The sequence below is a fragment of the Nocardia sp. NPDC049935 genome (assembly GCF_055586645.1).
In genome coordinates this window covers 240,369-266,101 of the sequence record NZ_JBVJHV010000008.1, presented here as the reverse complement: position 1 = coordinate 266,101, position 25,733 = coordinate 240,369, and the positions used below count along the sequence as shown (strand labels likewise).

Here is a 25,733-nt window from a genome sequence, read left to right as displayed (position 1 = left end):
CGCGGTCAGGACGGCTTCAGGGAATTCACGAACACCTCGGCTACGGCCTCCAGCCCGCGGCGGTCGATCTCGTCGAACCGCGCCGCACGGGGACTGTCGATATCGAGGACGCCGATGAGGGTGTCCTCGCGGACCAGTGGCACCACGACCTCGGAGCGGGAATCGGCATCGCAGGCGATATGGCCGGGGAAGGCGTGGACATCGGCGACCAACTGGGTGCGCCGGGTCGCGGCGGCGGTGCCGCACACCCCGGCGCCCAGCGCGATCCGCACACAGGCCGGTTTGCCCTGGAACGGGCCGACCACCAGTTCGTGTCCGTCGAAGAAATAGAAACCGGCCCAGTTCACCTCCGGCAGCGAGTGGAACACCAGGGCGCTCAGATTGGCGGCATTGGCGATCCGGTCGGTCTCGCCGGTCAGCAGCGCCGCGGCCTGGAGGGTGAGTTCGCGGTATCCCTCGGCGCGGTCGCCGGAGAGCGGAACGAGGTCGAAGGACATGCCCGGATCGTAGAACGGGCGCTCGCCCACGTCGCCGGGCCGGTCCCCGGTGCGCCCGGAAAAACGTGCGGTCCAGCAGTTTTCGGCATCGATTCGCGGTGAGTGTAATACTGCACCGCATCGCCGGTGATCGAGACCATAGCGCCATGACATCCCAGACCAATTCCCCTCGTAAGGCAGCCGTCGTCGGGGCCGGGCAGACCGGCGTCACCGCGGCGCTCGGCCTGCTCGACGCCGGTTTCGACGTCACCCTCTACAGCGAACGTGATCAGCGCGAACTGCGCGACGCGGTACCGGCGACCGGCACCGCGCTGATCTTCGGCGAGGCCCAGGAGGCCGAGGCGAAGCTCGGCCTGCCCACCTACCGCGACCGCGCCCCGCTACACACCGGCCTCACCGTCCGGGTCGCCGGCGGCGGTGAGGAGTTGATCGCCTTCGACGGCGCCTTCGACGGCTTCGTGGGCCTCGCGGTCGACACCAGGCTCAAGGCCGATGAGCGCCTGACCGTCTTCCTCGAGCGTGGCGGGCGGTTCGTCGTCGACTCCGTCACCGCCGAAAGCCTCGATCCGATCGCGGCGGGCAACGATCTGACCCTGGTCGCCACCGGCCGTGGCGGCCTGTCGCGACTGTTCGAGATCGATACCACCCGCACCGTGTACGACGCGCCGCAACGCAGTCTGCTCACCGTCACCGTCACGGGGCTCCCGCACGACGAGTCGGTGTTCGCGCACCGCAGCCCGGCCGGGGGCGGGCGCAGCCTGTTCTCCATCGTCGCCGAACAGGGTGAGGCCTGGTGGGGCCCCTACCTGCACAAGGACGTGGGTCCGAGCTGGGCGTTCCTCGGCTGGGCGCGCCCGGGCAGCGATTGGGAAAAGCGTTTCGCCGCCGCGGATTCGGCGGAATCGGCGCACCGCATCGTGACCGAGCTCTACCGCGACTACCTCGACTGGGATCTGCCCGAGGTGCTGGCCACCAAGCCGATCACCTCCGATCCGCATTCCTGGCTGAAGGGCGCGGTCCGCCCGCTGTTCCGGCGCGGGGTGGGTCATACCGCCGGCGGACACACCGTCGCGGCGCTGGGCGATACCGCCGTCGCCTACGACCCGATCGCGGGCCAGGGCGCGCAGAGCGGGCTCATCCAGGCGCAGCGGCTGGTCGCCGCGGCCGCCGCGCACGACGGGGCGTTCGACGACGCCTGGATCACCGCGCGGTACGAGGAGTTCCTGGCCGCGCGGGCGGAGGACGCCGCCAAGGTCACCCGGCTGTTCCTCAGCGACCCCGACTTCGCCGAGGTCGGCGGCCAGTTCTTCAGCGCGGCGGCGGCCGACGAGCGGTTCGCCTCGGCGCTGGTGAGCACTCTGCACTATCCGCAGGCGGCGCATTCGGTGAACTCGGTGGAGGACGCGCACAACCTGATCGCCCAGGTCACCGGCGAGGACGCGGCCACCGTGCTGGGTCGTTTCCAGCCGGCGGGCCGGTTCAGCCGGTCGGAGTACAAGGGTCACGCCGAGTCCAACGCCTGATCCCGTGTAGCGCCGCGTACCGAACTGCGCCCGGTGTGCGGCCGTCCGCACGCCCGGCGCCCGGCATTCCCGCCGTGGCGCCGGGCGTGGGTGCGGGGGATGTGATCCGCTCGATTCAAACCCTCGTACCCCCAGCATCACGCTGGTGAACTGTGGGCGCGCCGGAATCGCGCCTGTCGCGCCCGGCGTCCAGACGACCACGCCCCACGGCCGGTAGCGGGAGCAGCGATACCCCGCCCACGCTTCGGCCTCCGCGGACCGCACGCACCAGCTCGAGGGAGGCTCGATGAGCACTGAGAAGACCACCGACCAGATCCGGTTCGCGTACTGGGTGCCCAATGTCAGCGGCGGGCTGGTGACCAGTGCGATCGAACAGCGCACGAGCTGGGATTTCGAGTACAACAAGAAGCTCGCGCAGACCGCCGAACGCAACGGTTTCGACTACGCCCTCTCCCAGGTGCGCTACACCGCGTCCTACGGCGCGGAATTCCAGCACGAGTCGACCTCGTTCAGCCTGGCGCTGCTGGGCGCCACCGAACGGCTGAAGGTGATCGCGGCGGTGCATCCCGGGCTGTGGCATCCGGCGGTGCTCGCGAAATTCGGGGCCACCGCCGACCACCTCTCGAACGGGCGGTTCGCGATCAATGTGGTGTCGGGCTGGTTCGCCGGGGAGTTCACCGCGCTGGGCGAGCCGTGGCTCGAGCACGACGAGCGGTACCGGCGCAGCGCCGAGTTCCTGGAGGTGATCCGCAAGATCTGGACCGAGGACGAGGTGAACTACGGCGGTGACTTCTACCGGATCCGCGATTTCACGCTGAAGCCGAAACCGCTGAACACCCCCGAACGGCCGAATCCGGAACTGTTCCAGGGTGGTAACTCCAGCGCGGCGCGGCGCAACGGTGGCCGCTTCGCCGACTGGTACTTCTCCAACGGCAAGGATTTCGACGGTGTCACCGAACAGCTCGACGATCTGCGCGCGGTGGCCCGGGCCCACGACCGGGAGGTGAAGTTCGGGCTCAACGGGTTCATCATCGCCCGCGATACCGAGCGCGAGGCGCGGGAGACGCTGCGCGAGATCATCGCCAAGGCGAACAAACCCGCCGTGGAGGGATTCCGGGACGCGGTCCAGCAGGCGGGAGCGTCCACCAGCGACCGCAAGGGTATGTGGGCGGATTCCAGTTTCGAGGATCTGGTCCAGTACAACGACGGTTTCCGGACGCAGCTCATCGGGACGCCCGAACAGGTCGCCGAACGGATCGTCGCCTACCGGGAACTGGGAGTCGACCTCATCCTGGGCGGATTCCTGCACTTCCAGGAGGAGATCGAATACTTCGGGGCAAAGGTGCTGCCGCTGGTGCGCGAACTGGAGGCCGCGCGACGTCCCGCCGCCGCGGCAAGCCGATGACCGCCGTCGGCGCCGCCCGGATCACCTCCGCCGAACAGGCCCGGGCGGCCGCCGAACGTCTCGCGGCCGAGTTCGCCGCCGGAGCGGCCCGCCGTGACGCCGAACGTGAGCTGCCGTTCGCCGAGATCGGGCAGCTCACCGCGAGCGGACTGCTCGCCGTCACCGTGCCCGCCGAACTCGGCGGCGCGGATCTGCCGCCCAGCGCGGTCGCCGAGATCGTGCGGGTGCTGGCCGTGGCCGACCCGAATATCGCGCAGATCCCGCACAGCCATTTCGTCTACGTCAACCTGCTGAAACTGGCCGGGACCGAACGACAGCGGAGCCGGTACCTGACCGCGGTGCTCGACGGCGGGCAGATCGCCAACGCGCAGTCCGAACGCGGCGGCGCCACGGTCGCCGAGATCGCGACCACCGTGGCCCCGATCGAGGCCGCGCAGCGGTTCCGGATCGACGGCACCAAGTACTACTGCACCGGATCGCTGTTCGCCGATACGCTCGCCGTGCTCACCCGGCTCGACGACCCCGACGGGCGATCCGGGCTGCCGGCCGGGCAGTATGTGGCCTTCCTGCCCGCCGACGCGCCCGGTGTCCGGATCGTCGACGACTGGAACGGGCTCGGACAGCGCACAACCGGCAGCGGCACGGTGATATTCGAGGGCGTGGCGGTAGAACGCGATCAGCTCGTCCCCCGGACCGCGGCCGTCGACGCCCCGACCGGCTACGGCGCCGCCGCGCAACTCCTGCATGCCGCGATCGATGCCGGGATCGCGCGCGGCGCGCTCGCGGCGGCCACCGAGTTCGTGCGGGACAAGAGCCGGCCGTGGTTCGAGGCGGGGGTGTCGCGGGCCGTCGACGACCCCCTGGTGATCCAGCGCTTCGGGGAGCTCGCGGTGACCCTCGCCGCCGCCGAATCCACTCTCGTGACCGCGGGCGCCGCCGTGGACGCGGCGGTGGGCGACCCCGGCCGGGTGGCCGCGGCGTCGATCGCGGTCGCGGGCGCGAAGGTGCTCGCCGACCGGGCCGCCAACGAGATATCCGGCGCATTGTTCGAGGTGAGCGGAACGCGCAGCGCGGCAGCCGATCTCAATCTCGCCCATTTCTGGCGCAACGCCCGCACCCATACCCTGCACGATCCGGTCCGCTGGAAATATCAGCACATCGGCCGCAGTCTGCTGCACGGGACACCGCCGCCCCTGCACGGGGTGATCTGAGAATCCGGACCGCCGCGGGAGCGGCGGTACTGCCTCAGGCCGCCGAACCCGTGGGCAGGCCGGTGACCACCACCGGGACGATATCGACCAGCTCGGGAACGAAACCACCGCTCACCGGTGCGATATTGCAGATCGTGGCGACCAGGTAGATGCCCTGGGGCACCTCGGTGAACGATCCGGCGACCTGTCCGGTCGGGCCGGCGAACTGGATCCGCGGTCCGGCGGCGACGGCGCCGTCGGCGATCAGGCGCTGCAGCAGGGCGAACGCGTCGGGGGTGCGGCCGGCGAGCGAGTCGACGGCGGCGGGGGTGAGCGCAGGGGCGGCGGCCAGGGTGTCCACCAGGACGGTGGTGCATTCGCCCGGTATGACCGGGAAGTTGTTGCGCCGGTTGGGGATATCGGCCACCGCGTAGTCGATGGTGGTCCCGGAGACGGCGGCGGAGAGGGTGATCGCCGGTCGGGTGTCCTGAGCGACGGCCGCCGCGGGGAACAGCGCGGCCAGGACGGCCAGGACGAGCGCGGCGAAGGTCGCGCCGAGGCCGAGACGGAGAACGGACCGATCCATCGATCTCTCCTGTTCGTCAGGTTGCGGTCACGCTAGCAGGAAAAAGCAGGTCAGCGTGGTATTCACCCGGGTGTGCCGCGAGGGTGACATGGTGGCGGCGGGCGTATCAGTCCGGCGTCAGGGAGCTGTCAGGCCGGGTGCCGATAGTTGCTGTCATGACGAACCACAGCATCTATTCGGACAACTCGCACTGGACCGGCATGGTGGAGGTCGAGGACACCGCCCTCGCGGTCACCGATACCGGCGGCCCCGGTATTCCCCTGGTCTACCTGAACGGCCAGTTCGCCACCCAGGGCTACTGGAAGAAGGTCATCGCCGAACTCGGCCCCGAGTTCCGCCACATCACCTACGACGAGCGCGCTCGCGGCAAGTCGAAGCGTTCGGCCGACTATTCCTTCGACGCGGCGGTCCGGGATGTCGACGCGATCCTGGCGGCCCGGAGCGTGGACCGGCCGCTGCTGGTGGGCTGGTCCTACGGCGCGGTGGTCGGGGCGCACTGGGCGAACCGTAATCCCGGCCGGACCCGCGGCGCGGTCCTGGTCGACGGCGCGTTCCCCTACGACTGGCTCGACGACGCCATGGAGCAGCGGATCCGCAAGCTGTTCAAGCGGCTGAGCCCGATAGCGCCGCTGGTGCGGCCCACCGGCCTGATGCCGCGGATGAGTGCCGCGCAGCAGGCCGAGAGCAATATCGAACTCGGCCGGCTCTCCCGCGAGCGGGAACTCGGACCGGTGCTGGACGGTATCGCCGTTCCCACCCGCTACGTCGTCGCCTCGGGGACATCCTTCGGCAGTAGAGGCGACGAGCAGGAACGGATCCGCGCCGGCCTGGACCAGGTGACGACCCGGAACCCGAATATCCGCATCAGCGCGAAGGTCGCGAGCAATCACGGCGCGCTGCTGAAGAAGGATTTTCGCGCCATCGCCGATGCCGTCCGTGAGACGGCGTCCGCCGGGAGCCGGGAGGGATGAGGGGTCGTCCGGCCGAGATACCGCACAGTGGCCGGGAGGCGAGACTTCACGCCCTGGATCCTGATAGGCCTGCTACCGTGGTTAGGGTTACCTAATAACTGTGGGAGGGTCAGTGGAGACGATGAAGGCCGCGATCCGGCAGCGGGCGCAAGGTGATCGGCTGCTGTCGTTGCGGGTGCGGATCGCGGGAGTCGACACACTTTCGCCGGGATTCACCCGAGTGGTGCTGGAGGGGCCGGAGCTGTCCGAATACCGAGATCCGCGTCCGGCCGACGCGTTCAAGATCATGCTGCCGCCCGATCCGGAGACCGCCGTCGAGACACCGGTGCGCGGCGCGAACGGTCTGCCGGAGTGGCCGGGCGGGGTGCAGCCGGTGCTCCGGGCGTTCACCGTCCGCACCTTCGACCCCGCCACGAACAGGCTGACGATGGATGTGGCGGAACACGAGGCGGGCGTGAGCATCTCCTGGCTGCGCGCGGTGCGGCCGGGCGATGAGGTCTGGCTGGCCGGGATGCGGCCGGAATGGGCCGTCGCGCCGGGGGTGCGCGACCATGTACTGGTCGGCGACGGTACGGCGCTCCCCGCGATCGCCGCGATCCTCGAAGGTCTCGACCCGGGCCACACCGTCTCCGCCTACCTCGCGCCGCCCGACCCCGCCGATCTGGAACTCGTTCCGCCGCATCCGAATCTGACACTGCGGTCGCTGCCGTCGGTCACCGATGTCACCGAACTGCTACCGCTCTCGTTCGCCGCCGGCCGCCGCACCCAGGTGTGGATCGCGGCCGAAGCCGCACAGGTGCGCCGGGTGCGGGCGCATGCGGTCGACGTCTGGGGTGTGGATCGCGGGGATATGCTCGCCCGCGCGTATTGGAAGCGCGGCAGCACCAACACCGAGATCGACGCGGCCGCCCGGATCCGGTACGAGCGGGCAATCGCCGAGGGCGGCAGTGCCTACGATCCGGAATTGGCCGAGGCCATCGACCTGGCGGTGTGATCGCCTCCGGTAGCGCCGCCGCCCAGGGGCTTCAGGAGAGCCGTTCGAACACCGCCGCCAGACCCTGGCCGCCGCCGATGCACATGGTCTCCAGGCCGTAGCGGCCTTCGCGGCGGTCGAGTTCGCGCAGCAGCGTGGCGAGGATCCGGGCGCCGGTGGCGCCGACCGGATGGCCCAGGGAGATCCCGGAACCGTTGGGGTTGAGGCGGTCGTCGCCGGCGTCGATCTTCCAGTTGCGCAGCACGGCCAGGGTCTGCGCGGCGAAGGCCTCGTTGAGTTCGATGACCGACATATCGCCGAGAGTGAGATCGAGCCGGGCCAGCGCCTTCTCGGTGGCGGGGACCGGGCCGATACCCATCGTGCGCGGCGGCACCCCGGCCACCGCCCAGGACGCGAGCCGGGCCAGCGGGCGCAGGCCCAGGGCCCGGGCCTTCTCCGGGGTGGTGACGATACAGAGGGCGGCGCCGTCGTTCTGGCCGCTGGAGTTTCCGGCGGTGACGGTGGCGCCGGGGTCCACCCGGCCGCGGATCGGGCGCAGTTTCGCGAGGGCCGCCACGGTGGTGTCGGCCCGGGGATGCTCGTCGGTGCCGACGACGACCGGATCCGATTTCCGCTGGGGGACGGGGACTCCGACGATCTCGTCGGCGAAGCGGCCCGCCTCCTGGGCGGCGACCGCCCGGCGATGCGACTGCACGGCCAGTTCGTCCTGCTCGTCGCGGCCGATCGAATAGTCGGCGCGCAGGTTCTCCGCGGTTTCGATCATGCCGCCGGGGACCGGGAAATCGCGGCCACCGGCGCTGACCCGGGCGCGGGCCAGCCGGTCGTTCAGCGCCACTCCCTCGCCCTGCACCCCCCAGCGCATACCGGTGGCATAGAACTCCGCCCGGCTCATGGACTCCGTGCCACCCGCGAGCACCAGATCACTGCCACCGGTGGACACCTGCATACACGCCTGCAGCACCGCCTGCAGCCCCGACCCGCAGCGCCGGTCCACCTGCAACCCGGGGACCTCCACCCCGAGGCCGGCGTCGAGGGCGGCCACCCGGCCGATGGCGGGGGCCTCACCGTTGGGGGAGGCCTGCCCGAGAATCACATCGTCGATCCGGCCGGCGTCCAGGCCGGTGCGGGCGAGGAGTTCGGTGATCAGGGTGGCGGCCAGGGTTTCCGGCGCGATATCGGAGAACACTCCGCCGAAACGGCCCACCGGGGTGCGCAGTGGTTCACAGATGACGGCGTCGTACATGGAGATTCCTTCGTGGAGCGGGGTTTTCAGGAGCGGTTCTGGACCCGCGACAGGTCGGCGCCGATGGCGGCGGCGGTGGCCCGCAGGGGTGGCAGCAGATCGGCGCGGACGGTATCGGCGCTGTAGCGGGCGGCGTGGGTGGAGATGTTCACCGCCGCGCAGACGGTGCCGGTGTGGTCGCGGATGGGCGCGGCCATGGACCGCAGACCCTCCTCGAGTTCCTGGTCGACCAGGCAGTAGCCGGCGTCGCGGGTGCGGCGTACCTCATCCCGGAGGGCGTCGACGGTGAGGAGCGTGCGGCCGGTGAGCGGTGTCAGCGTGACCTTCGCCAGATACTCCTCGAACGCGTTCTCGGACAGGCCCGCCAGCAGGACCCGGCCCATCGAGGTGCCGTAGGCGGGGAAGCGGGTGCCGATGGTGATCGAGACGGTCATGATCCGGCTGACCGGGACCCGTGCCACGTAGACGATGTCCTCGCCGTCGAGGATCGAGACCGAGGTCGACTCGTGCACCTGGTTGGCCAGCGCCTCCAGATGCGGGCCCGCGACCTCGGGCAGGCTCAGGCTGGACAGATAGCTGTAGCCCAGTTCCAGAACCCGCGGGGTGAGCCAGAACTGTGAACCGTCGGTGCGGACGTAGCCGAGTTCGACCAGGGTCAGCAGGAACCGGCGGGCGGTGGCCCGGGTCAGCCCGGTGGCCTTGGCGACCTCGCTGAGGGTGCGGCGCGGATTCTCGGCGTCGAAGGACCGGATGACGGCCAGGCCACGGCCCAGCGACTGTACGTAATCCGGTGAGGGTTCGGTCATGATGGTTCCTCTGCGTCCGTGGGGCCGGTCGCGGGTTGGTCGGACGGCCCGGCCCCGATCCCCTCGGCGAGCGCGGCCCGGCCGAGTCCGAAGGCGAGGTTACTGTTCGGCACACCCGCGTAGACGGCGGTGTGCAGGAACACCTCGGCCAGCTCGTCGGGTGATACTCCGGCCCGCAGCGCGGCGCGGATATGCATATCGAGTTCGTGGGTGTTGCCGACCGCGGTCAGAATCGCGAGGGTCAGCAGTCGCCGGGTGTGCTGGTCGAGTCCCGGCCGGGTCCAGATATCGCCCCAGGCGGTGCGGGTGATGAAATCCTGGAACGGCGCGGTGAAGGCGGTGGTGGCGGCCACGGCCCGGTCCACATGGGCGTCACCCAGCACCGCCCGGCGCATCCGCATCCCCTCGGTGAACGCGGCGGATCGCTCGTCGTCGCGGCGAATATGCGCGGCGAGCAGCGCCGAAACCCGGCCGGCCTGTTCGATATTGGCCAGATGCGCCGCCGGGTCGAGGATGTGCAGGACCGAATTCGCGATGCCGTCGGCGAGGACGCGCATATCGTCCGGGGTGGTGGCCGGATCCTGGGCGCCGGCGATCACCAGGGTGGGTGCGGTGATCCGGGCCAGGTCAGCGCGGCCGTCGAAATGGGCGAGTGCGGTGCAGCAGGCGGCGTAGCCCGCGTCCGGGGTGGCCGCGATCATCGCGCGGCCGCGGGCCACCAGCTCGGGGTCGCGGTCGGCGAGTTCGGCGGTGAACCAGCGGCCGACCACCGTGTCGGCGAGCGAACCGGTCCCCTCGGCCCGGACCGCGGCGGCGCGCTCGAGCCAGGACCGCGGTGTCCCGAATTTCGCGGCGGTGCACAGGAGCGTGAGCGTCCGCACCCGCAGGGGCGCGTGCGCCGCGATCCACTGCGCCACCGCGCCGCCGAGCGACAGTCCCACCAGGTGGATTCGCTCGCGGCCCAGCCGGTCCAGCAGGGCGAGTACATCGGCGGCGAGATCGGCGACAGTGCAGGGGCCGTCGGCAACGGGGGAGTCGCCGTGACCGCGCAGGTCGACGGTGAGTACCTCGTATTCCCCGGACAGCGCGGCGACCTGCGGATCCCACATGGACCGGTCCGAGCCCAGCGAGCCCAGCAGGACCACGGTGGGGGCATCGCCGCCGGGTCCGGTCGCCCGGTGGGCCAGATCGGCCTCCGGTCGTGCCGTATCCGCCGCGGGTGTGCTCATACCATCTGCTCCGTTTCTCTCACCGGCGCTCCTCGACGCCGAGACCGCCTGCACCTTCTCCGGCTCGCGGTGGTGTTCCACTGACCGGCATCTGGTTCGCGTTTGCCGAACTCGGCCGCACTGTTCGCGGCCGGTCATCGTCGACCGGGCGGCTCGGTGACGCCGAGCTCCTCACGGTGCGCCGGGTGTCGCTGTCGCGGCGGGTACGCCCGTGTCGCGGGCGGCCAGGACGCGGTCGACAAGATCGGTCGCGTGACCGAGATAGGTTGCGGGATCGAGGAGTTCACGGATCCTGTCGGCCCCCAGCGCCTCTACGATCGCGGGATCGGTGGCGAGGGCGGGTGGATCGGCGGTCGCGGCGGCGGTGACGATCTCGCGCGCGCGGCCGGTGTGCTCGGCCAGGGCCGCGGTCACGCGTTCGGCCAGCAGCAGACCGCCCGTGATCTCGAGATTGCGCGCCATCGCGCCCGCGTGGACGTGCAGGCCGGTCAGGCTCTGCGCCAGCCGGTGGGCCGCGCCCCCGGTGAGCCGCAGCAGGTCGGTGACGGTTTCCCACTCCGCGTGCCACGCGCCCGCCGCGCGCTGGAATTCGTGATCCATCGCGGCGAGTGCGTCCGCGACGAGCCCGGGGACCCGCCGTGCGGCCGCCCGCGCGGTGATCGCGGCGACCGGATTGCGTTTATGCGGCATCGCCGACGAACCACCGGGGGAGTCCTCGCTCACCTCCGCGACCTCGGTGGCCGACAGCGCGACGATATCCGTCGCTATCTTGGCGACCGCGCCGGCGGCGACCCCGAGCGCCGTGCACAGTTCGGCGATCGGAGTCCGGTCGGTATGCCACGGGACCCGCTGATGGGCCAGGCCCAGTTCGGCGGCGAGCGCGTCGGCGACCGCGAGGCCGTGCGGGTGCAGTGCCGCGAGAGTGCCCGCGGCCCCGCCGAATTGGACGGGCAGTTCGGCCAGCACAGATATCAGCGCCGCGGCGGCCCGGTCCAGGGCCGCGCACCATCCGGCCGCGAGCGCGCCGAAGGTGGTGGGCAGCGCCTGCTGTCCGAGGGTGCGCGCGGCCATCGGGGTGTCGCGGTGGGTCCGGGCGAGTCCGGCGGCGGCGTCCGCGGCGGCGCCCAGGTCGGCGATGATCAACTTTCCGGCGCGCTGGACGAGCAGCAGCAGCGCGTTGTCCAGGATGTCCTGACTGGTGGCGCCCCGGTGTACCGCGGCCGCCGGGACACCGCGCTCCGCGCAGGCCGCGCGCAACTCACCCACCAGCGGGATCACCGGGTTACCGCCCGCGACGGCCGCCTCTCCCAGCGCGGCCGGGTCGAGGGCCGCGGCCACCGCCGGACCGGCCGCGTCGATGGCGGCGGCGTGGTCGTGGTCCAGCACACCGGCCACGGCCTGGGCCCGCGCCAGCGCGCATTCGACGTCGACCAGGGCGGTGATCCAGGCGCGGTCGGAGAGGACGGCGCCGAGCCCGGCCGCTCCGAACAGCGGATCGAACAGTTCTCCACGCGGCACGGTGCGATTCCTCCTAGAAGTAGAAGAATGGGGTCTCGGCGCCGTCGGGGTCGGCGTCCTGGAGCACGATGCCGAGGTGGTAGCCGTCGGCGGTGGCGGTGGCGATCAGCTTGTGGCGCTGGGATTCCGGTAGCGCGGACAGCACCGGGTCGGCGGCGTTCGCGGCCGCCTCGCCGGGGAAGTAGAGCCGGGTGACCAGCCGGTTGAGCATGCCGCGGGCGAAGATCGAGAGATTCAGATGCGGCGCCTGGAGGCCCGTGTCACCGGCCGGGACGGCGCCGGGTGCGACGGTGGTGAACCGGACGGTGCCGGTCGCGTCGGCCGGGCAGCGGCCGAAACCCCGGAACGCCTCGTCGGTCTGTGCGCGCGGATCGTCGGGGTGTTCGAAGACCCCGTCCCGGTTGGCCTGCCAGACCTCCACCAGCGCGTCCGTGACCGGGCTGCGGTCTCCGTCGAGGACCGTGACGGTGATCGTGATCGATCCGGCGGTGCCGGGGGCGACGATCTCCGGGCCGTCCGGCCAGGGCAGACCGATATGCAGGTAGGGCCCGACGGTCTGCGAGGGTGTCGGCCCGAAATCGGCGGTGGTGAAATCGCCCGGCGTCACCGGGTATCGGGGGGCGAATACGGCGTCATTCATCGTGGTCGTCCTCCTCGAACGGCGTCGCGTCGCGACCCCGCAGCACGATGTCGAAACGGAAGCCGAGCGCCCAGTTGTCCCTGGTGGCCGAATAGTCGAACACGCTGATCATGCGCTGGCGGGCGCCGTCGGGAACCGAGTTGTAGATCGGGTCCTGGAAGAACATCGGATCGTCGGGAAAGTACATCTGGGTGACCAGACGCTGGGTGAAGGCGCGCCCGAACAAGGAGAAATGGATATGCGCGGGCCGCCACGCGTTGTGATGGTTGCCCCAGGGGTAGGCGCCCGGTTTGACGGTGGTGAAGGAGTAGTGCCCGTCGGCGTCGGTGAGGGTGCGGCCGACCCCGTCGAAATACGGGTCGAGCGGGGCGGGCCAGCGGTCGCCCTGATGCCGGTAGCGGCCGGCGGCGTTGGCCTGCCAGATCTCGACCAGGGTGTGGGGGACGGGTTTGCGGTCGCTGTCGAGTACCCGACCGTGGACGACGATCCGCTGACCCGCGGCCTCGCCGCCGCGGGCGAGCGTGAGATCCGCGTCGGCGTCGGTGACCCGGCCTTCGCCCAGCGCCGGCCCGGTGAGCTCGCCGAGCCGCTGCGGGAGCAGCACCAGCGGTTGTTTCGGATGCCGCAGGGCGGTGGTGCGGTAGTCGGCGAAGTCGAGCGGAGCTTCCTCGTTCTTTTCGATACCGCGATACGGCGGTGGCAGTTGGAGCATGCGCGACGACCTCATGTTCGGTATGTGGACATAGTTCCGGTATGCGAACAGCATAGGACGCCGGGGTGGGGGCGCCAAGCGTGACGCTCGGGTGTTCGCTATGCGTACGTTGGTTCACAATACGCACGATTGAGGTTACAGTGGTCGGCGTGATGGACAAAGTCATTGCCTCGGCCGCCGACGCGGTCGCCGATATCCCGGCCGGTTCGTCGCTGGCCGTCGGCGGATTCGGGCTGGTCGGGGTCCCCGAAGTGCTGATCAACGCGCTGCTCGAACAGGGCGCGGGCGAGCTGGAAGTGGTGAGCAACAACTGCGGCACCGCCGGTTTCGGGCTGGGTGTGCTGCTCGCGGCGCACCGCATCCGCCGCACCGTCAGCTCCTATGTGGGCGCCAACGAGGAGTTCGCGCGGCGGTACCTGTCCGGCGAACTGGAGGTCGAACTCACCCCGCAGGGCACGCTGGCCGAACGGATGCGCGCCGGCGGCGCCGGAATCCCGGCGTTCTTCACTCCGGCGGGTGTCGGCACCCAGGTCGCCGAGGGTGGTCTGCCGCTGCGCTACGACGGGTCCGGCGGTATCGCGGTGGCGAGCCCGCCCAAGGAGACCCGGGAGTTCGACGGGATCACCTACGTCATGGAACGCGGCATCGTCACCGATTACGCGCTGGTCCACGCCTGGAAGGGCGACCGGCACGGCAATCTCGTGTACCGCGCCAGCGCCCGCAACTTCAATCCGCCCGCCGCCGCCGCGGGCCGCGTCACCGTCGCCCAGGTCGAACATCTCGTGGAACCCGGCGAACTGGACCCCGACGAGGTGCACACCCCCGGGATCCAGGTCCAGCGCGTGGTGCACGTGGGCGAGGTCGAGGTCGGAATCGAGAACAGGACGGTGCGTGCATGACGCTGACCCGCGAACAGATGGCGGCCCGGGTGGCCCGGGAACTCGAGGACGGGCAGTACGTCAACCTCGGGATCGGGATGCCCACGCTGGTGCCCAACTATCTGCCCGGTGATATCACCGTGGTCCTGCATTCGGAGAACGGCGTCCTCGGCGTCGGGCCGTACCCCACCGAGGAGGAGCTCGACCCCGAGCTCATCAACGCGGGTAAGGAGACCGTCACCGTCCTGCCCGGCGCCTCGTTCTTCGATTCCGCGCAGTCGTTCGGGATGATCCGCGGCGGTCAGGTGGATATCGCCGTACTGGGCGCCATGCAGGTCAGCGCCCGCGGCGACCTGGCGAACTGGATGATCCCGGGAAAGATGGTCAAGGGTATGGGCGGCGCCATGGATCTGGTGCACGGCGCCCGCCGGGTGATCGTGATGATGGAGCACGTCTCGCGCGCCGGGGAACCGAAGATCGTCGAGGAATGCTCCTTGCCGCTGACCGGTCTGGGCTGTGTGGATCGCATCATCACCGACCGCGCCGTCCTGGATATCACCGAGACCGGCCTGGTTCTGGTGGAAACCGCGCCGGGAGTGACCGTCGACGAGGTGCGTGCCGCGACCGGCGCCGGGATCGAGGTCGCCGCCGATCTGCTGGAGCGGGTGAGCTGAAATGCCCGGCGGTGCGGCGGGTCCCGGCTTCTCAGAGTGCCGGGAGCTTCGCCGTCGCGGTCCGGATCACGTCCAGGAACCAGCGCTGCGGTGCACCGCCCTCCGGGGTGTGCCGGGTGTAGGCGGCGACCTCCACCGGGTCGACCGGCCACGGCAGCCGGAAGATCCGTACGGAATGGGTACGACCCAGGGCCCGCGCGACCCGCTCGGGCACGATCGCGACCAGTTCGCTGTCCTGCACCACATACGGCAGCGTCGCGAACCGGGTGACCTGGACCGCGATCCGGTCCTCGAGCCGGTGTTCGGCCAGTGCCGCGCGCGGTCCGGGGTGCCCGGTGCCGCCGTCCACCACCACATGGCGTTCCCGTTCGAGGTCGGCCTGGTCCGGGGTGGCCGACCGGAGCCGCGGGTGGCCGGCGGCCACCATTCCCACGTATCCCTCGGTGAACAGGGGCGTGCGGCGCAGCCGGGGCGAATCGAGAACCGGGCTGGCGATCACGGCGTCGAGTTCGCCGCGCGCCAGCTGATCGGTCGCGGTGTCCAGATCGAACGCCCGCACCCGCAGCCCGGCCCGCGGCGCCTGCTCCGCGAGTTCGGCCAGTACCAGCGGCAGTACCGTCACCTCACCCAGATCGGAGAGTCCGAGGGTGAAGCGGGTCGGGCGGCCGGGGTCGAATTCGTCGGTCGCGCCGAGGGTTTCGGTGACCTTGGCCAGTGCGGTGCGCAGCGGTGGGTAGAGCCGTTCGGCCTCCGAGGTCGCGGTGAGTCCGCCGGGGCCGCGCACGAACAGTTCGTCGTCGAGGCGCCTACGCAGTTTGCCGAGTCCGTAGCTGACCGTCGGCTGGGTGACGCCCAGCAGATCGGCGGCCGCGGTCACGCTGCGCGTCTCGTAGAGCAGCACGAATGTGCGCACCAGGTTGAGATCGAAATCCGCCGCCATAGATCCCCTCTATCCAACTTCGGAAAAACATCTATTGGATTTCTGATGGACGCGAGCTTAGCGTGAGTGCCATCACAGTTCCGGGTCGGCACGCACGACCCGAAGATCAGAAATGAATTCCCCCATGAACAAACTGCTGTCGTGGCCGGCCGCGTTGTGCTGGCTCACCGTGCTTCTCGACGGGTACGACCTCGTCGTGCTCGGCGCGGTCATCCCGACGCTCATCGACGAGCACCACCTCGGGTTCACCGCCGCGAGCGCCACGTTCGCCGCCACCATCTCCCTGGTCGGCGTCGCGATCGGCGCCGCCGGAGTGGGACCGCTGGCCGATCGCTACGGCCGCCGCCGGGTGCTGCTGGCCTCGATCGCGCTGTTCTCCGTATTCACCATCGTGGTGCCCTGGGCGGGCTCGGTCGGCGTCTTCGGCGCCTTCCGGCTGCTGGCCGGGCTGGGGCTCGGCGCGTGTATGCCCACGGCGCTCACGTTCATGGCCGAACATATGCCGCCCGCCCGCCGGGCCTTCGCCAGCACCTTCACCATGACCGGATACCACTTCGGCGCCGTGCTCGCCTCGCTGCTCGCGCTGTGGCTGGTGCCGAACTGGGAGATCCTGTTCTACGCCGGTGGTATCGCCGGACTGCTGCTGGTGCCGCTGATGTGGCGCAAACTGCCGGAATCCGACGCCTACCTGGAAGCCCGGGAAAACACCGTGCGGGTCAAGCCGACGGTCGTCCTGCAGCCCCGCTACCTGCGCACCACGCTCGGCGTCTGGGTGGGCTCGTTCATGGGCCTGCTGCTGGTCTACGGCCTGAACACCTGGCTGCCCAAGCTGATGCGCGACGCCGGATACAACATGTCCACCTCGCTGACCCTGCTGCTGGTGCTCAATATCGGCGCCATCATCGGCCTGGTCGTCGCGGGAATCCTGGCCGACCGCCGCGGCACCAAACCGATCATCCTGGTCTGGTTCGCCGCCGCCGCGGTCCTGCTGGCGCTGCTGAGCGTCAAGGTGTCGAGCACGATCGCCCTGAACGCCCTGGTCCTGGTGACCGGTATCTTCGTCTTCTCGGCCCAGGTGCTCGTGTACGCCTACGTCACCCAGGCCTATCCGGCCGAGGTCCGGGCCACCGCGCTCGGCCTGGCCGCGGCCGTCGGCCGGCTCGGCGCCATCTTCGGCCCGAGTATCACCGGAGCGCTCATCGTCTCCGGATCGGCCCATCCCTGGGGATTCTATTTCTTCGCGGCGGTGGCCGCGCTGGGGCTGCTCGCGCTGGCGACGGTGCCCCGCCTGACCCGGCAGCTCGACGCGCCGGCCGAACCCGCCCGAACGGGACACGACGATCTGAAGGAGTACGCCACATGACCACCACCCGCACCCAGGTAGCCATTGTCGGCGCGGGTCCGGCGGGCCTGCTGCTGTCGCATCTGCTGCACCGGTCCGGAATCGACTCGGTGGTGGTGGATATCCGCGACCGGCACGAGATCGCGACCACGATCCGCGCCGGAATCCTCGAGGCCGGATCCGTGCGGACCCTGGTGGAGTCCGGCGTCTCCGACCGGGTGATGACCGAGGGCGACCGGCACGACGGGGTGGTGTTCCGCTTCGGCGGCGACAACCATCGCATCGATTTCAAGGATCTGGTCGGCGAATCGGTCTGGCTCTACCCGCAGAACGACGTCTTCGTCGATCTGGCCGCGCGCCGTGAGGCCGACCAGGGCGATGTGCGCTACGGCGTCACCGGCACGTCGGTGGATATCGACGCCGAGCGGCCGGTCGTCTCCTTCACCGGCCCCGACGGCCGGCCCGCCCGGGTGGAGGCGGATCTGGTGGTCGGCGCCGACGGGTCGCGGTCGATCTGCCGCAAGACCTTCCCGGCCGGTACCCGTAGCGAATGGTTCCGCGAATACCCCTTCGCGTGGTTCGGGTTTCTCGCCGAGGCGCCGCCCTCGCATCCGGAGCTGATCTACGCGCAGTCCGAGCACGGCTTCGCCCTGGTCAGCCAGCGCACACCCACCGTGCAGCGGATGTATTTCCAATGCTCGCCCGACGAGCGCCCCGAGGAGTGGGACGACGAGCGGATCTGGGCCGAGATGCGCCGCCGGGTGAACGGGAACGGTTTCGAGATCGTGGAGGGGCCGATCAGCGCGAAGATGGTGCTGCCGTTCCGGTCCTTCGTCACCGCGCCCATGCGGCACGGCCGCCTGCTGCTGGCAGGCGACGCCGCGCACACCGTCCCGCCGACCGGCGCCAAGGGACTCAACCTGGCCCTGGCCGATGTGCGGGTGCTGCACGAGGCGATCCTCGACTTCCTCGGCGGGATGGGCGATCCCGCGCTCGACCGCTATACCGAGCGGGCGCTGGACCGGGTGTGGAAGGCCCAGCACTTCTCCTACTGGATGACCACCATGCTGCATTCGGTGGAGGGCGCCTCGGCCTTCGATATCGAACGCCAGCGCGGGGAACTCGCGCTGGTCACCGGATCGCGCCACGGCGCCGCCTATCTCGCCGAGGCGTATACCGGCTGGCAGCAGGCGGCGTAGGCCCCGAGACCCGTCCCGACCACGACTCGTGAAGGAGTTCCCATGACCGCCACCGCCGGATCCGCGACCACCGCCTGGCACGGCGCCCTGTTCGACGGTGCCTTCCGCCCCGTATCCCGCGCCCTGCCGGTGACCTCGCCCGCCACCGGAGCCGTGATCGACACGGTGGGCGAAGCCGGGGCCGAAGATCTGGACCGGGCCGTGGATTCCGCGCTCGCGGCGCAACGGGACTGGGCCGCGCGCACCTATGACGAGCGGGTGGCGGTACTGCTGCGGGCCGCGCAGCTACTCGGCGAGAATCCCGACCGCCTGGCGTCCTGGCTGGTCGCCGAGGCCGGTTCGGGGCAGGGGAAGGCCGCGTTCGAGGTCGGGCTGGTGATCAGCGAACTCCAGGAGTCGGCGGCCCTGGCCTCCCATCCGTACGGCGAGATCCTGCGCTCGAGCAAACCCCGGTTCTCGGTGGCGCGCCGGGTGCCGGTGGGCGTGGTCGGCGTGATCTCACCGTTCAACTTCCCCGGCATCCTGTCGATCCGGTCGGTGGCGCCGGCCCTGGCCCTGGGGAACGCGGTGATCCTGAAACCCGACCCCCGGACCCCGATCTCGGGCGGTCTCGCGCTCGCCGAACTGCTGTCGGAGGCGGGCCTGCCCGCCGGTGTCCTGCATGTGCTGGCGGGCGGCGGTGAACTCGGCGCCGCGATGGTGTCGCATCCGCGGATTCCGTGCCTGTCGTTCACCGGGTCCACGGCGGCGGGCCGGCGGATCGCCGCCGAGGCCGGGCCGCTGCTGAAGAAGGTGCATCTCGAACTCGGCGGGAACAACGCGCTGCTGGTGCTGCCCGACGCCGATATCGCGGCCGCCGCCTCGGCCGGCGCGTGGGGATCGTTCCTGCACCAGGGCCAGATCTGCATGACCACCGGGCGTCATCTCGTGCACAGTTCGATCGCCGGCGATTACATCGCGGCGCTGACGGAGAAGGCCCGCGCTCTCGCCGTGGGCGATCCGGCCGACCCCGCCAACGCGCTGGGCCCCATCATCGACGCCGCCCAGCGCGACCGGGTCCACGAGCTGGTGACCTCCGCAGTCGCGGCGGGCGCCACGGTCGCCGCCGGCGGTGATTACACCGACCTGTACTACCGGCCCACGGTCCTCACCGGCCTCACCCCGGACAACCCGGCCTGGACCGAGGAGATATTCGGCCCGGTGGCGCCGGTGCTCACCTACGACACCCTCGACGAGGCCGTCGATCTCGTCAACGCCTCCGAATACGGTCTCTCGGTGGGCATTCTGACCGGCGACGCCTTCCGCGCGTTCGAACTGGCCGATCGAATCCACTCCGGTGCCGTGCACGTCAACGATCAGACGGTGGACGACGAGGCGGTCATTCCCTTCGGCGGTATCAAGGCATCCGGGGTGGGCGGACGGTTCGGCGGGCCCGCCGCCAACCTCGACACCTTCACCGAAACCCAGTGGGTCACGGTGCAATCCGATATCGCCCGTTACCCGTTCTGACCCGATCAGCGGGACGCGGTGGCGCCCTCCGGACGCACCGGATGCCGCCCCTCCGCGAACTCCTCGACGATCTTCGCGCAGAACGCGGGTAGATCGCCGGGGTTGCGGCTGGAGACCAGGCCGTGGTCGTTCACCACCTCTTCGTCGACCACGGTGCCACCGGCATTGCGGATATCGGTGCGCACGCTGGGGTAGGAGGTGAGGGTGCGCCCGCGCACCACATCGGCCTCCACCAAAGTCCACGGTCCGTGACAGATCACCCCCACCGGTTTGCCGACGGCGAAGAAATCGCGGACGAATCCGACCGCCGCGGGATCCTGGCGGAGTGCGTCGGGATTGGTGGTGCCGCCGGGGAGCAGCAGGGCATCGAATTCCGCGGCGGAAACCTCGCCGACCACCCGGTCGACCGGGAAGGTGTCGCCCTTCTCCACATCGTGGTTCATGGCCTGGACGCGCCCCGGCCGCAGCGAGACCAGGGTGGTGCTCGCGCCCGCGTCCTCGACCGCCGAGCGGGGCTGTACGAGCTCGACCTGCTCCACACCGTCGGCCGCGAGGATCGCCACCCGGCGCCCGGTCAGATTGTGCTGGGCCATTTCCTGCTCCCTTCTACGCGGAATCTTCGTACCTGCGAAAACGCTGTGCCGATACCGGCATGTGGGCGGCCTACCCCGGCCCGCGGCCGCGAAACAGATGTGATCGGCGCCATCGGTGAGATGGCGGCCTGCTTGATTCGAGAGTGTGATTCCGGGTAGCCGCCCTCTTGTCCGGAACGACAAGAAAGGGTTTTCGTTGATGAACGTCCCGATCAAGAGCACGCTCGACCCGGAACAGCAGCGCATCACCGGTGAGGCCCTGCGCGCCACCGTCGTCGACCTCATCGACCTGACGCTGATCGCCAAACAGGCGCACTGGAACGTCCTCGGACGGAATTTCCGCTCCGTCCATCTGGCCTTGGACGAACTCGTCACCGCGGCCCGCGATTTCACCGACCAGGCCGCCGAACGCGCCACCGCCATCGGGGTGAGCCCGGACGGGCGCGCGGCCACGGTCGCCAAGGAGGCCGGTGGCCCGGATTTCCCGGACGGCTGGCAGCAGGACACCGATGTGATCAACGCGGTGGTGCAGAATCTCGATACGAACATCCGCCGGCTCCGGGTCCGGATCGACAGCACCGAGAAAGCGGACCCGGTCACCCAGGACCTCTTCATCACCATCGCGGGACGGCTGGAGCAACTGCACTGGATGTGGCAGGCTCAGCTGTCCTCCGCCTGATCCGCCGGCGCGGCGTCGCAGCCCGGCGGGCGGCCGAGGGGTCGCGTCGGGGTGACCGTTACGGTCCCCGCCGGGTTGTGTCGCGCCGGATCGCCGGCGCCGGAAGAGGAGTGGCACATGGTAGAGGTTCCCGGGGCGCCGTACGGAGTGAGCACGGGAGCCGACGGCGCCCTGTGGTTCACCCTGGCCGGTACCGGCGCGGTGGGCCGTTATCTCGAGGGCGACGTGCGCGTTTTCGCGTCCGACCGCCCCGACGGACAGCCGACCGTGATCGTGCCCGGGCCCGATGACGCCATGTGGTTCAGCGAATTCCGCGGCAACCGGATCGGCCGGATCACCGGGGAAGGTGATCCGGCCTGGTTCCCGGCCGAAACGCCGTACGGACTCACCACCGGTCCGGACGGCGCGCTCTGGTTCACCGAACTCCAGGCCGACCGGATCGGCCGGCTGGCGCCGGACGGCGGTACCACCTATTTCCCGGTGACCGGTATGCCCTCGATGATCACCACCGGTCCCGACGACGCCCTCTGGTACACCCTCAACCAGGGCAACGCCATCGGCCGGACCGGCCTGGACGGTATCTCGACCGCCCACCCGCTGCCGACGCCGGGCGCGAACCCGGTGGGGATCACCGCCGGCCCGGACGGCGCCCTGTGGTTCGTGGAGATCGGCGCCGGGCGGATCGGCCGGATCACGACGGCGGGCGAGATCGAGGAGTTCGCACTGCCAGATCCCGCCGCCCGGCCGCACGCCATCATCACCGGCCCGGACGGGGCCCTGTGGTTCACCGAATGGGCCACCGCCCGGCTCGGCCGGATCACCGTCGACGGGGTGATCACCGAAACCGGGCTCCCGGGTTCGGAACCACACGGTCTGGCCGTCGGCCCGGACGGTGCGCTCTGGGTGGCGATGGAATCGGGCACTCTGGAGCGCGTTCCGGTCCGATAGCGGTTCCGGGCCGGTACTCAGACCGTCGCGGGCGGCCCCGCGATCTCCCGCAGGCCGCCCTCCGACAGGCGCAGCCACCGCCGCACGCCGATCTCGCGCAGGAAGCGTTCGTCGTGGCTGACCACCACGAACGCGCCCTCATACGCGTCGAGCGCGCTTTCCAGCTGTTCGACGCCGACCAGATCCAGGTTGTTGGTCGGCTCGTCCAGCAGCAGCAGTTGCGGCGCCGGTTCGGCGAACAGGACACACGCCAGGGTCGCGCGCAGGCGTTCACCGCCGGAGAGCACGCCGACCGGGAGCTGCGTGCGGGCGCCCCGGAACAGGAACCGGGCGAGCAGATTCATGCGATCGGAGTCCGGGAGTTCGGGAGCGGCCGCGGCCAGGTTCTCGGCGACCGTCCGGTCGGGGTCGAGCAGGTCCAGCCGCTGCGAGAGATAGGCCACCCGGCCCTCGGCGCGGGTGACCTCGCCCGAATCCGGGATCAGATCACCGTGCACGATCCGCAGCAGTGTGGACTTGCCGGCGCCGTTGGGCCCGGTCAGCGCGATCCGTTCGGGGCCGCGGATCGCCAGGTCGGCGCCGTCGGGGCCGAGGACGGTGTGGTCGCCGAACCGGTGCCGCAGCCCCTCGCCGAGGAAAACGGTGCGTCCGGCCGGAACGCGGGTGCGCGGCAGCTGGATCGAGATCTTGTGCTCGGTCCGCAGCGCGCGTTCGGCCGAATCCAGTTTGGTCTTGGCGGCCTCGACCCGCGCGGCGTGGGTTTCGCCGGCCCGGCCCGCCGATTCCTGCGCGTTGCGTTTCATCGTGCCCGCGAAGATCTTGGGCAGCCCGGCATTACCGAGATTGCGCTGGGCGGTACCCGCCCGGCGGGCCGAGCGTTCGCGGGCCTGCTGCAATTCGCGTTTCTCGCGTTTGACCTCCTGTTCGGCATTGCGGATGTTCTTCTCCGCGACGTCGCGCGCCGCGCGGACCGATTCCTCGTAGTCGCTGAAGTTGCCGCCGTGGAAGGCGATCTCACCCGCGTGCAGTTCCGCGATCCGGTCCATCCGGTCCAGCAGCGCCCGGTCGTGGGCGACCAGCAGCAGAGCGCCTTTCCATTCGCCGAGCACGTCGTAGAGGTTGTGGCGGGCCTCCAGGTCGAGATTGTTGGTGGGTTCGTCCAGCAGCAGCACATCGGGCCGGCGCAGCAGCTGGGCCGCGAGCCCCAGCGACACCACCTGACCGCCGCTGAGCGTACGCAGCGGGCGGGTGAACGCCAGGTCCCCGATCCCCAGCCGGTCGAGCTGGGCGCGGGTGCGCTCTTCGATATCCCACTCCGAACCGATCGTGGTGAAGTGTTCCTCGGCGGTATCACCGGATTCGACCGCGTCGAGCGCCGCCAGCACGGGCGCTATCCCCAGCAGCTCGGCCACCGTCATATCGCGAGCCAGCGGCAGGGTCTGGGGGAGGTAACCGAGAACGCCGTCGACGGTGACGCTGCCGGCCGATGGCGGTAGGTCACCGGCGATCAGCCGGAGCAGGGTGCTCTTCCCGGCGCCGTTGGGGGCCACCAGACCGGTGCGCCCGCCGGGGACGGAAAAGGACAGGCCGGTGAAGACAGGAGTGTCGTCCGGCCAGGAGAACGACAGATTCGAGCAGACGATACGGGCATCGGACATCAGGGGAGACCTTCGTTTCGTGCGGGCGCCGGTGGCAGCACCGCGAACGGATCGGCGAACGACGATATGGCCACGACAGCGGCGCCCGATGCGCCCAACTGGTGGCCGTCAGAGCCGGGTGACCCCGGTGATGTCGAGTTCACCAACCATGGTCGGTCTCCTGTACTTCGATAACCGGTAGCAGGATATCAGCCGTGCCGCGACCGCCCGGCCGGGTCGCGGCGGCCGGCGGCGCCCGGCGACCGGTCCCGGAAACGGATGAGCAGGTCGCGTGGGTACACGGCCTGCTCATCCCGACGCACGCTCCTTCGCGAGCAACGTGCGTTCTGGGTGGTGGTTCGGGTGAGGTGGCGGGGCGGGTGCGCGATCTGTCTCCGTGAGCGGATCGGACGGCGGACGGGGTCGCGGATCGCGCTCGCCCGAGTGGTCAGATGCAGACCTCGGCGCTGCCGAGGGGGACGCAGATCTCTACCGATCCGAGGCCCGGGATCACGGGCGCCTGGATCGGGCCGGTCGCGGCCGACGCGGCGGGAGCCGCGGCTGCGCCCAAGGCCAGAGCGATGGCGGTCGCGGCGAAGAGCTTGGTGATTCTGGCCGGCATTTCAGGACCTTTCCATTGGTGAAACCGTTGACTTCTCCTGCGCTCCCCCAGTTTTCGCCGGTCAGGGCGTCGATACCAGACAAGGAAGCATTACGTTCCGGTGTCCGGGTCACAGAAGGGTCGCCGCGGCGGCGGTAGGGGTCGCGGAAGGGTCACATCGCGGCCGCCGCAGCGTCTCGCCGCGCCGGTCACGCGGGCCGGTGTTCGGTTAGGGTGAGTTCGTGCGGGTTCGGCGGTGGCGGCGCGTCTATCTGGCCGCGGAGTACACGGCACTGTTCTTCGGCGGTGCCACCCTCTACAACCGGTATCTCCGGGGGAAACCACCCATTCCCGGGCTGGTGGTCCTGGCGGCCGGTGCGTCGGCCTATCTGCGCAGTACCCCGGATTTCGACCGCTCCGCGCTGTGGCGCCCGCGGGCCCTGCGCGACCAGGCGGCGCCCATGGCGGCCCTCACCGCGGCGAGCGCGGCCCTGCTGGCCGGCGCGGTCGCCGTGACCGATCGCGAGAACCTGTTCGACCTGCCCCGCCGCCATCCCGGGCTGTGGTCGGCGGTGATGGTCCTCTATCCGGTGCTGAGCGTGTATCCGCAGGAACTGATCTTCCGATCCTTTCTCTTCCACCGCTACGCGCCCGTCTTCGGCACCGGAACCGGGGTGGTGGCCGCCAGTTCGGCCGCGTTCGGATATGTCCACATCATCTTCGGCAGCTGGGTCTCGGTGGTGCTGAGCACCGCGGGCGGCTGGATCTTCGCGCGGCGCTATCAACGGACGAATTCGCTGTTCACCGCCTCGGTCGAACACTCGATCTACGGAATGCTGGTGTTCACCGTTGGGCTGGGCACGTACTTCTACCACGGGTCTGCGGTGGCCCGCCCGGCCGCCGGACCCGCGGGTCCGGCCCGCTCACTCGGGAATGCGTAGCAGGCACTCGTCGTAGCCGACACCGGACGCGAAGCAGTCGGCCAAACCGCTCTGCACATCGCCGGAGGTGGGTGGTTCCCCGCAGAGCAGGCCGCAGCGCTGAGAGCCGGGGACCTCGGCGCCGTCGGGATACCGGCAGCCGTCGGCGTCGCAGGTGTAGCCACGGGTATTCGGGTCGCGGGGCAGCGGCGACTGCGTATACGACCAGACATGGCTTTCGCTGTCCACGATCGCGGTGCAGTAGACGGTTCGCCCGTCCGCCTGCCCCACGGCGCCCGGTTCGGAGCAGTAATCGTTCAGGGCGACCGACGGGATCTCGGGATCGGCGCGCGCCGGTCCGGCTCCCGGTAGGGCAGGGGCCAGCAACGGCCCGGCCGCACCGGCGGTGAACAGGACGGCCGCGGCGGCGAGAATCCGGAGCCGCTGGCCGGGGAGAACGTGTGAATGCGCTGGGTACCGCATGGATTTCACCATCTTC

The 25,733-nt window shown here is 70.2% G+C and carries 26 protein-coding genes; 13 read left to right on the top strand and 13 right to left on the bottom strand.

Annotated features, from left to right (window positions below):
* Positions 1-5: 5 nt before the first annotated feature.
* Positions 6-497 carry a GAF domain-containing protein gene (locus ACZ6SF_RS27930; RefSeq protein ID WP_466065955.1) on the bottom strand — a complete coding sequence of 164 codons (492 nt, stop codon included), beginning with the start codon at positions 495-497 and terminating at the stop codon, positions 6-8.
* 146 nt (positions 498-643) lie between these two features.
* On the opposite strand from ACZ6SF_RS27930, the gene ACZ6SF_RS27925 reads away from it, so the two are divergent.
* The 3 genes from ACZ6SF_RS27925 to ACZ6SF_RS27915 all read left to right on the top strand — a co-directional run bounded on the left by ACZ6SF_RS27925 (position 644) and on the right by ACZ6SF_RS27915 (position 4,636).
* Entirely contained in the window at positions 644-2,020 is a 1,377-nt protein-coding gene (locus tag ACZ6SF_RS27925) for a styrene monooxygenase/indole monooxygenase family protein (protein ID WP_466065953.1), read from the top strand.
* A 286-nt stretch (positions 2,021-2,306) separates the two neighbouring features.
* The gene (sfnG, locus tag ACZ6SF_RS27920; RefSeq protein WP_466065952.1) at positions 2,307-3,425 is read left to right on the top strand and encodes a dimethylsulfone monooxygenase SfnG; all 1,119 of its coding nucleotides are present in this window, start codon (positions 2,307-2,309) and stop codon (positions 3,423-3,425) included.
* Positions 3,422-4,636 carry an SfnB family sulfur acquisition oxidoreductase gene (locus tag ACZ6SF_RS27915; RefSeq protein ID WP_466065951.1) on the top strand — a complete coding sequence of 405 codons (1,215 nt, stop codon included), beginning with the start codon at positions 3,422-3,424 and terminating at the stop codon, positions 4,634-4,636. The genes sfnG and ACZ6SF_RS27915 overlap by 4 nt, the downstream gene beginning before the upstream one ends.
* Positions 4,637-4,670: 34 nt before the next feature.
* On the opposite strand, the gene ACZ6SF_RS27910 is transcribed toward ACZ6SF_RS27915, so the two are convergent.
* The gene (locus ACZ6SF_RS27910) at positions 4,671-5,201 is read right to left on the bottom strand and encodes a hypothetical protein (protein WP_466065949.1); all 531 of its coding nucleotides are present in this window, start codon (positions 5,199-5,201) and stop codon (positions 4,671-4,673) included.
* Between the two features lie 155 nt (positions 5,202-5,356).
* Between ACZ6SF_RS27910 and ACZ6SF_RS27905 the strand changes: the two genes are divergently transcribed.
* Positions 5,357-6,172: an alpha/beta fold hydrolase gene (locus tag ACZ6SF_RS27905; protein ID WP_466065947.1), complete on the top strand. Its 816-nt coding sequence runs from the start codon at positions 5,357-5,359 to the stop codon at positions 6,170-6,172.
* 121 nt (positions 6,173-6,293) lie between these two features.
* The gene (locus tag ACZ6SF_RS27900) at positions 6,294-7,166 is read left to right on the top strand and encodes a siderophore-interacting protein (RefSeq protein ID WP_466066164.1); all 873 of its coding nucleotides are present in this window, start codon (positions 6,294-6,296) and stop codon (positions 7,164-7,166) included.
* A 31-nt stretch (positions 7,167-7,197) separates the two neighbouring features.
* On the opposite strand, the gene ACZ6SF_RS27895 is transcribed toward ACZ6SF_RS27900, so the two are convergent.
* The 6 genes from ACZ6SF_RS27895 to pcaH all read right to left on the bottom strand — a co-directional run bounded on the left by ACZ6SF_RS27895 (position 7,198) and on the right by pcaH (position 13,314).
* Positions 7,198-8,409: an acetyl-CoA C-acetyltransferase gene (locus ACZ6SF_RS27895; protein ID WP_466065945.1), complete on the bottom strand. Its 1,212-nt coding sequence runs from the start codon at positions 8,407-8,409 to the stop codon at positions 7,198-7,200.
* A 26-nt stretch (positions 8,410-8,435) separates the two neighbouring features.
* Positions 8,436-9,215 (bottom strand): IclR family transcriptional regulator, encoded by a 780-nt coding sequence (locus ACZ6SF_RS27890; protein ID WP_466065943.1) that lies wholly within the window; start codon positions 9,213-9,215, stop codon positions 8,436-8,438.
* Complete coding sequence (pcaDC, locus tag ACZ6SF_RS27885; RefSeq protein ID WP_466065941.1) at positions 9,212-10,444, bottom strand: bifunctional 3-oxoadipate enol-lactonase/4-carboxymuconolactone decarboxylase PcaDC; 1,233 nt, start codon at positions 10,442-10,444, stop codon at positions 9,212-9,214. Before pcaDC ends, ACZ6SF_RS27890 begins: the two co-directional genes overlap by 4 nt.
* A 171-nt stretch (positions 10,445-10,615) precedes the next feature.
* Positions 10,616-11,962: a 3-carboxy-cis,cis-muconate cycloisomerase gene (gene pcaB / locus ACZ6SF_RS27880; protein ID WP_466065939.1), complete on the bottom strand. Its 1,347-nt coding sequence runs from the start codon at positions 11,960-11,962 to the stop codon at positions 10,616-10,618.
* Between the two features lie 13 nt (positions 11,963-11,975).
* Positions 11,976-12,602 carry a protocatechuate 3,4-dioxygenase subunit alpha gene (pcaG, locus tag ACZ6SF_RS27875; RefSeq protein WP_466065937.1) on the bottom strand — a complete coding sequence of 209 codons (627 nt, stop codon included), beginning with the start codon at positions 12,600-12,602 and terminating at the stop codon, positions 11,976-11,978.
* Positions 12,595-13,314: a protocatechuate 3,4-dioxygenase subunit beta gene (gene pcaH / locus ACZ6SF_RS27870; protein ID WP_466065935.1), complete on the bottom strand. Its 720-nt coding sequence runs from the start codon at positions 13,312-13,314 to the stop codon at positions 12,595-12,597. The genes pcaG and pcaH overlap by 8 nt, the downstream gene beginning before the upstream one ends.
* 152 nt (positions 13,315-13,466) lie before the next feature.
* Here pcaH and ACZ6SF_RS27865 point away from each other — a divergent pair, with 152 nt between their 5' ends.
* A complete protein-coding gene (locus ACZ6SF_RS27865; RefSeq protein WP_466065934.1) occupies positions 13,467-14,213 on the top strand; it encodes a CoA transferase subunit A in 747 nt (248 codons plus the stop codon).
* A complete protein-coding gene (locus ACZ6SF_RS27860) occupies positions 14,210-14,866 on the top strand; it encodes a CoA transferase subunit B (RefSeq protein ID WP_466065932.1) in 657 nt (218 codons plus the stop codon). Before ACZ6SF_RS27865 ends, ACZ6SF_RS27860 begins: the two co-directional genes overlap by 4 nt.
* Positions 14,867-14,897: 31 nt before the next feature.
* Here ACZ6SF_RS27860 and ACZ6SF_RS27855 read toward each other — a convergent pair whose 3' ends face one another.
* Entirely contained in the window at positions 14,898-15,806 is a 909-nt protein-coding gene (locus ACZ6SF_RS27855) for a LysR family transcriptional regulator (RefSeq protein WP_466065930.1), read from the bottom strand.
* Between the two features lie 124 nt (positions 15,807-15,930).
* Here ACZ6SF_RS27855 and ACZ6SF_RS27850 point away from each other — a divergent pair, with 124 nt between their 5' ends.
* The 3 genes from ACZ6SF_RS27850 to ACZ6SF_RS27840 are packed head-to-tail and all read left to right on the top strand — an operon-like array spanning position 15,931 to position 19,856.
* Positions 15,931-17,169, top strand: coding sequence for an MFS transporter (locus tag ACZ6SF_RS27850; protein ID WP_466065929.1), 1,239 nt, complete (start codon positions 15,931-15,933; stop codon positions 17,167-17,169).
* Entirely contained in the window at positions 17,166-18,347 is a 1,182-nt protein-coding gene (locus tag ACZ6SF_RS27845; RefSeq protein WP_466065927.1) for a 4-hydroxybenzoate 3-monooxygenase, read from the top strand. The genes ACZ6SF_RS27850 and ACZ6SF_RS27845 overlap by 4 nt, the downstream gene beginning before the upstream one ends.
* Before the next feature lie 42 nt (positions 18,348-18,389).
* On the top strand, positions 18,390-19,856 hold the full coding sequence (locus tag ACZ6SF_RS27840; RefSeq protein ID WP_466065926.1) for an aldehyde dehydrogenase family protein: 1,467 nt from the start codon (positions 18,390-18,392) through the stop codon (positions 19,854-19,856).
* A 5-nt stretch (positions 19,857-19,861) separates the two neighbouring features.
* Here ACZ6SF_RS27840 and ACZ6SF_RS27835 read toward each other — a convergent pair whose 3' ends face one another.
* The gene (locus ACZ6SF_RS27835) at positions 19,862-20,449 is read right to left on the bottom strand and encodes a type 1 glutamine amidotransferase domain-containing protein (protein WP_466065924.1); all 588 of its coding nucleotides are present in this window, start codon (positions 20,447-20,449) and stop codon (positions 19,862-19,864) included.
* 199 nt (positions 20,450-20,648) lie between these two features.
* Between ACZ6SF_RS27835 and ACZ6SF_RS27830 the strand changes: the two genes are divergently transcribed.
* Both ACZ6SF_RS27830 and ACZ6SF_RS27825 read left to right on the top strand, forming a co-directional pair.
* A complete protein-coding gene (locus ACZ6SF_RS27830; protein WP_466065922.1) occupies positions 20,649-21,128 on the top strand; it encodes a Dps family protein in 480 nt (159 codons plus the stop codon).
* A 117-nt stretch (positions 21,129-21,245) separates the two neighbouring features.
* Positions 21,246-22,076, top strand: coding sequence for a Vgb family protein (locus ACZ6SF_RS27825; RefSeq protein WP_466065921.1), 831 nt, complete (start codon positions 21,246-21,248; stop codon positions 22,074-22,076).
* A gap of 17 nt (positions 22,077-22,093) precedes the next feature.
* Here the strand turns inward: ACZ6SF_RS27825 and ACZ6SF_RS27820 are convergent, their stop codons facing one another.
* Positions 22,094-23,734, bottom strand: a complete 1,641-nt coding sequence (locus ACZ6SF_RS27820) for an ABC-F family ATP-binding cassette domain-containing protein (RefSeq protein ID WP_466065920.1) — start codon at positions 23,732-23,734, stop codon at positions 22,094-22,096.
* 427 nt (positions 23,735-24,161) lie between these two features.
* Positions 24,162-24,335, bottom strand: a complete 174-nt coding sequence (locus tag ACZ6SF_RS27815; RefSeq protein ID WP_466065918.1) for a hypothetical protein — start codon at positions 24,333-24,335, stop codon at positions 24,162-24,164.
* Between the two features lie 221 nt (positions 24,336-24,556).
* Here ACZ6SF_RS27815 and ACZ6SF_RS27810 point away from each other — a divergent pair, with 221 nt between their 5' ends.
* Positions 24,557-25,255 (top strand): CPBP family intramembrane glutamic endopeptidase, encoded by a 699-nt coding sequence (locus ACZ6SF_RS27810; RefSeq protein ID WP_466065916.1) that lies wholly within the window; start codon positions 24,557-24,559, stop codon positions 25,253-25,255.
* Here the strand turns inward: ACZ6SF_RS27810 and ACZ6SF_RS27805 are convergent.
* Positions 25,238-25,717: a hypothetical protein gene (locus ACZ6SF_RS27805; RefSeq protein WP_466065914.1), complete on the bottom strand. Its 480-nt coding sequence runs from the start codon at positions 25,715-25,717 to the stop codon at positions 25,238-25,240. The genes ACZ6SF_RS27810 and ACZ6SF_RS27805 overlap by 18 nt on opposite strands.
* Between the last annotated feature and the right edge of the window lie 16 nt (positions 25,718-25,733).

Bases quoted from the DNA above. Each gene is read 5' to 3' on its own strand.
- ACZ6SF_RS27835 (WP_466065924.1), bottom strand. From the start codon at position 20,449: ATGGCCCAGCACAATCTGACCGGGCGCCGGGTGGCGATCCTCGCGGCC.
- pcaDC (WP_466065941.1), bottom strand. From the start codon at position 10,444: ATGAGCACACCCGCGGCGGATACGGCACGACCGGAGGCCGATCTGGCC.
- pcaH (WP_466065935.1), bottom strand. From the start codon at position 13,314: ATGCTCCAACTGCCACCGCCGTATCGCGGTATCGAAAAGAACGAGGAA.
- ACZ6SF_RS27840 (WP_466065926.1), top strand. From the start codon at position 18,390: ATGACCGCCACCGCCGGATCCGCGACCACCGCCTGGCACGGCGCCCTG.
- pcaG (WP_466065937.1), bottom strand. From the start codon at position 12,602: ATGAATGACGCCGTATTCGCCCCCCGATACCCGGTGACGCCGGGCGAT.
- ACZ6SF_RS27910 (WP_466065949.1), bottom strand. From the start codon at position 5,201: ATGGATCGGTCCGTTCTCCGTCTCGGCCTCGGCGCGACCTTCGCCGCG.
- ACZ6SF_RS27815 (WP_466065918.1), bottom strand. From the start codon at position 24,335: ATGCCGGCCAGAATCACCAAGCTCTTCGCCGCGACCGCCATCGCTCTG.
- ACZ6SF_RS27930 (WP_466065955.1), bottom strand. From the start codon at position 497: ATGTCCTTCGACCTCGTTCCGCTCTCCGGCGACCGCGCCGAGGGATAC.
- ACZ6SF_RS27865 (WP_466065934.1), top strand. From the start codon at position 13,467: ATGGACAAAGTCATTGCCTCGGCCGCCGACGCGGTCGCCGATATCCCG.
- ACZ6SF_RS27905 (WP_466065947.1), top strand. From the start codon at position 5,357: ATGACGAACCACAGCATCTATTCGGACAACTCGCACTGGACCGGCATG.
- ACZ6SF_RS27825 (WP_466065921.1), top strand. From the start codon at position 21,246: ATGGTAGAGGTTCCCGGGGCGCCGTACGGAGTGAGCACGGGAGCCGAC.
- ACZ6SF_RS27900 (WP_466066164.1), top strand. From the start codon at position 6,294: ATGAAGGCCGCGATCCGGCAGCGGGCGCAAGGTGATCGGCTGCTGTCG.
- ACZ6SF_RS27805 (WP_466065914.1), bottom strand. From the start codon at position 25,717: ATGCGGTACCCAGCGCATTCACACGTTCTCCCCGGCCAGCGGCTCCGG.
- ACZ6SF_RS27850 (WP_466065929.1), top strand. From the start codon at position 15,931: ATGAACAAACTGCTGTCGTGGCCGGCCGCGTTGTGCTGGCTCACCGTG.
- ACZ6SF_RS27845 (WP_466065927.1), top strand. From the start codon at position 17,166: ATGACCACCACCCGCACCCAGGTAGCCATTGTCGGCGCGGGTCCGGCG.
- ACZ6SF_RS27890 (WP_466065943.1), bottom strand. From the start codon at position 9,215: ATGACCGAACCCTCACCGGATTACGTACAGTCGCTGGGCCGTGGCCTG.
- ACZ6SF_RS27820 (WP_466065920.1), bottom strand. From the start codon at position 23,734: ATGTCCGATGCCCGTATCGTCTGCTCGAATCTGTCGTTCTCCTGGCCG.
- sfnG (WP_466065952.1), top strand. From the start codon at position 2,307: ATGAGCACTGAGAAGACCACCGACCAGATCCGGTTCGCGTACTGGGTG.
- ACZ6SF_RS27830 (WP_466065922.1), top strand. From the start codon at position 20,649: ATGAACGTCCCGATCAAGAGCACGCTCGACCCGGAACAGCAGCGCATC.
- ACZ6SF_RS27860 (WP_466065932.1), top strand. From the start codon at position 14,210: ATGACGCTGACCCGCGAACAGATGGCGGCCCGGGTGGCCCGGGAACTC.
- ACZ6SF_RS27925 (WP_466065953.1), top strand. From the start codon at position 644: ATGACATCCCAGACCAATTCCCCTCGTAAGGCAGCCGTCGTCGGGGCC.
- ACZ6SF_RS27895 (WP_466065945.1), bottom strand. From the start codon at position 8,409: ATGTACGACGCCGTCATCTGTGAACCACTGCGCACCCCGGTGGGCCGT.
- ACZ6SF_RS27915 (WP_466065951.1), top strand. From the start codon at position 3,422: ATGACCGCCGTCGGCGCCGCCCGGATCACCTCCGCCGAACAGGCCCGG.
- ACZ6SF_RS27855 (WP_466065930.1), bottom strand. From the start codon at position 15,806: ATGGCGGCGGATTTCGATCTCAACCTGGTGCGCACATTCGTGCTGCTC.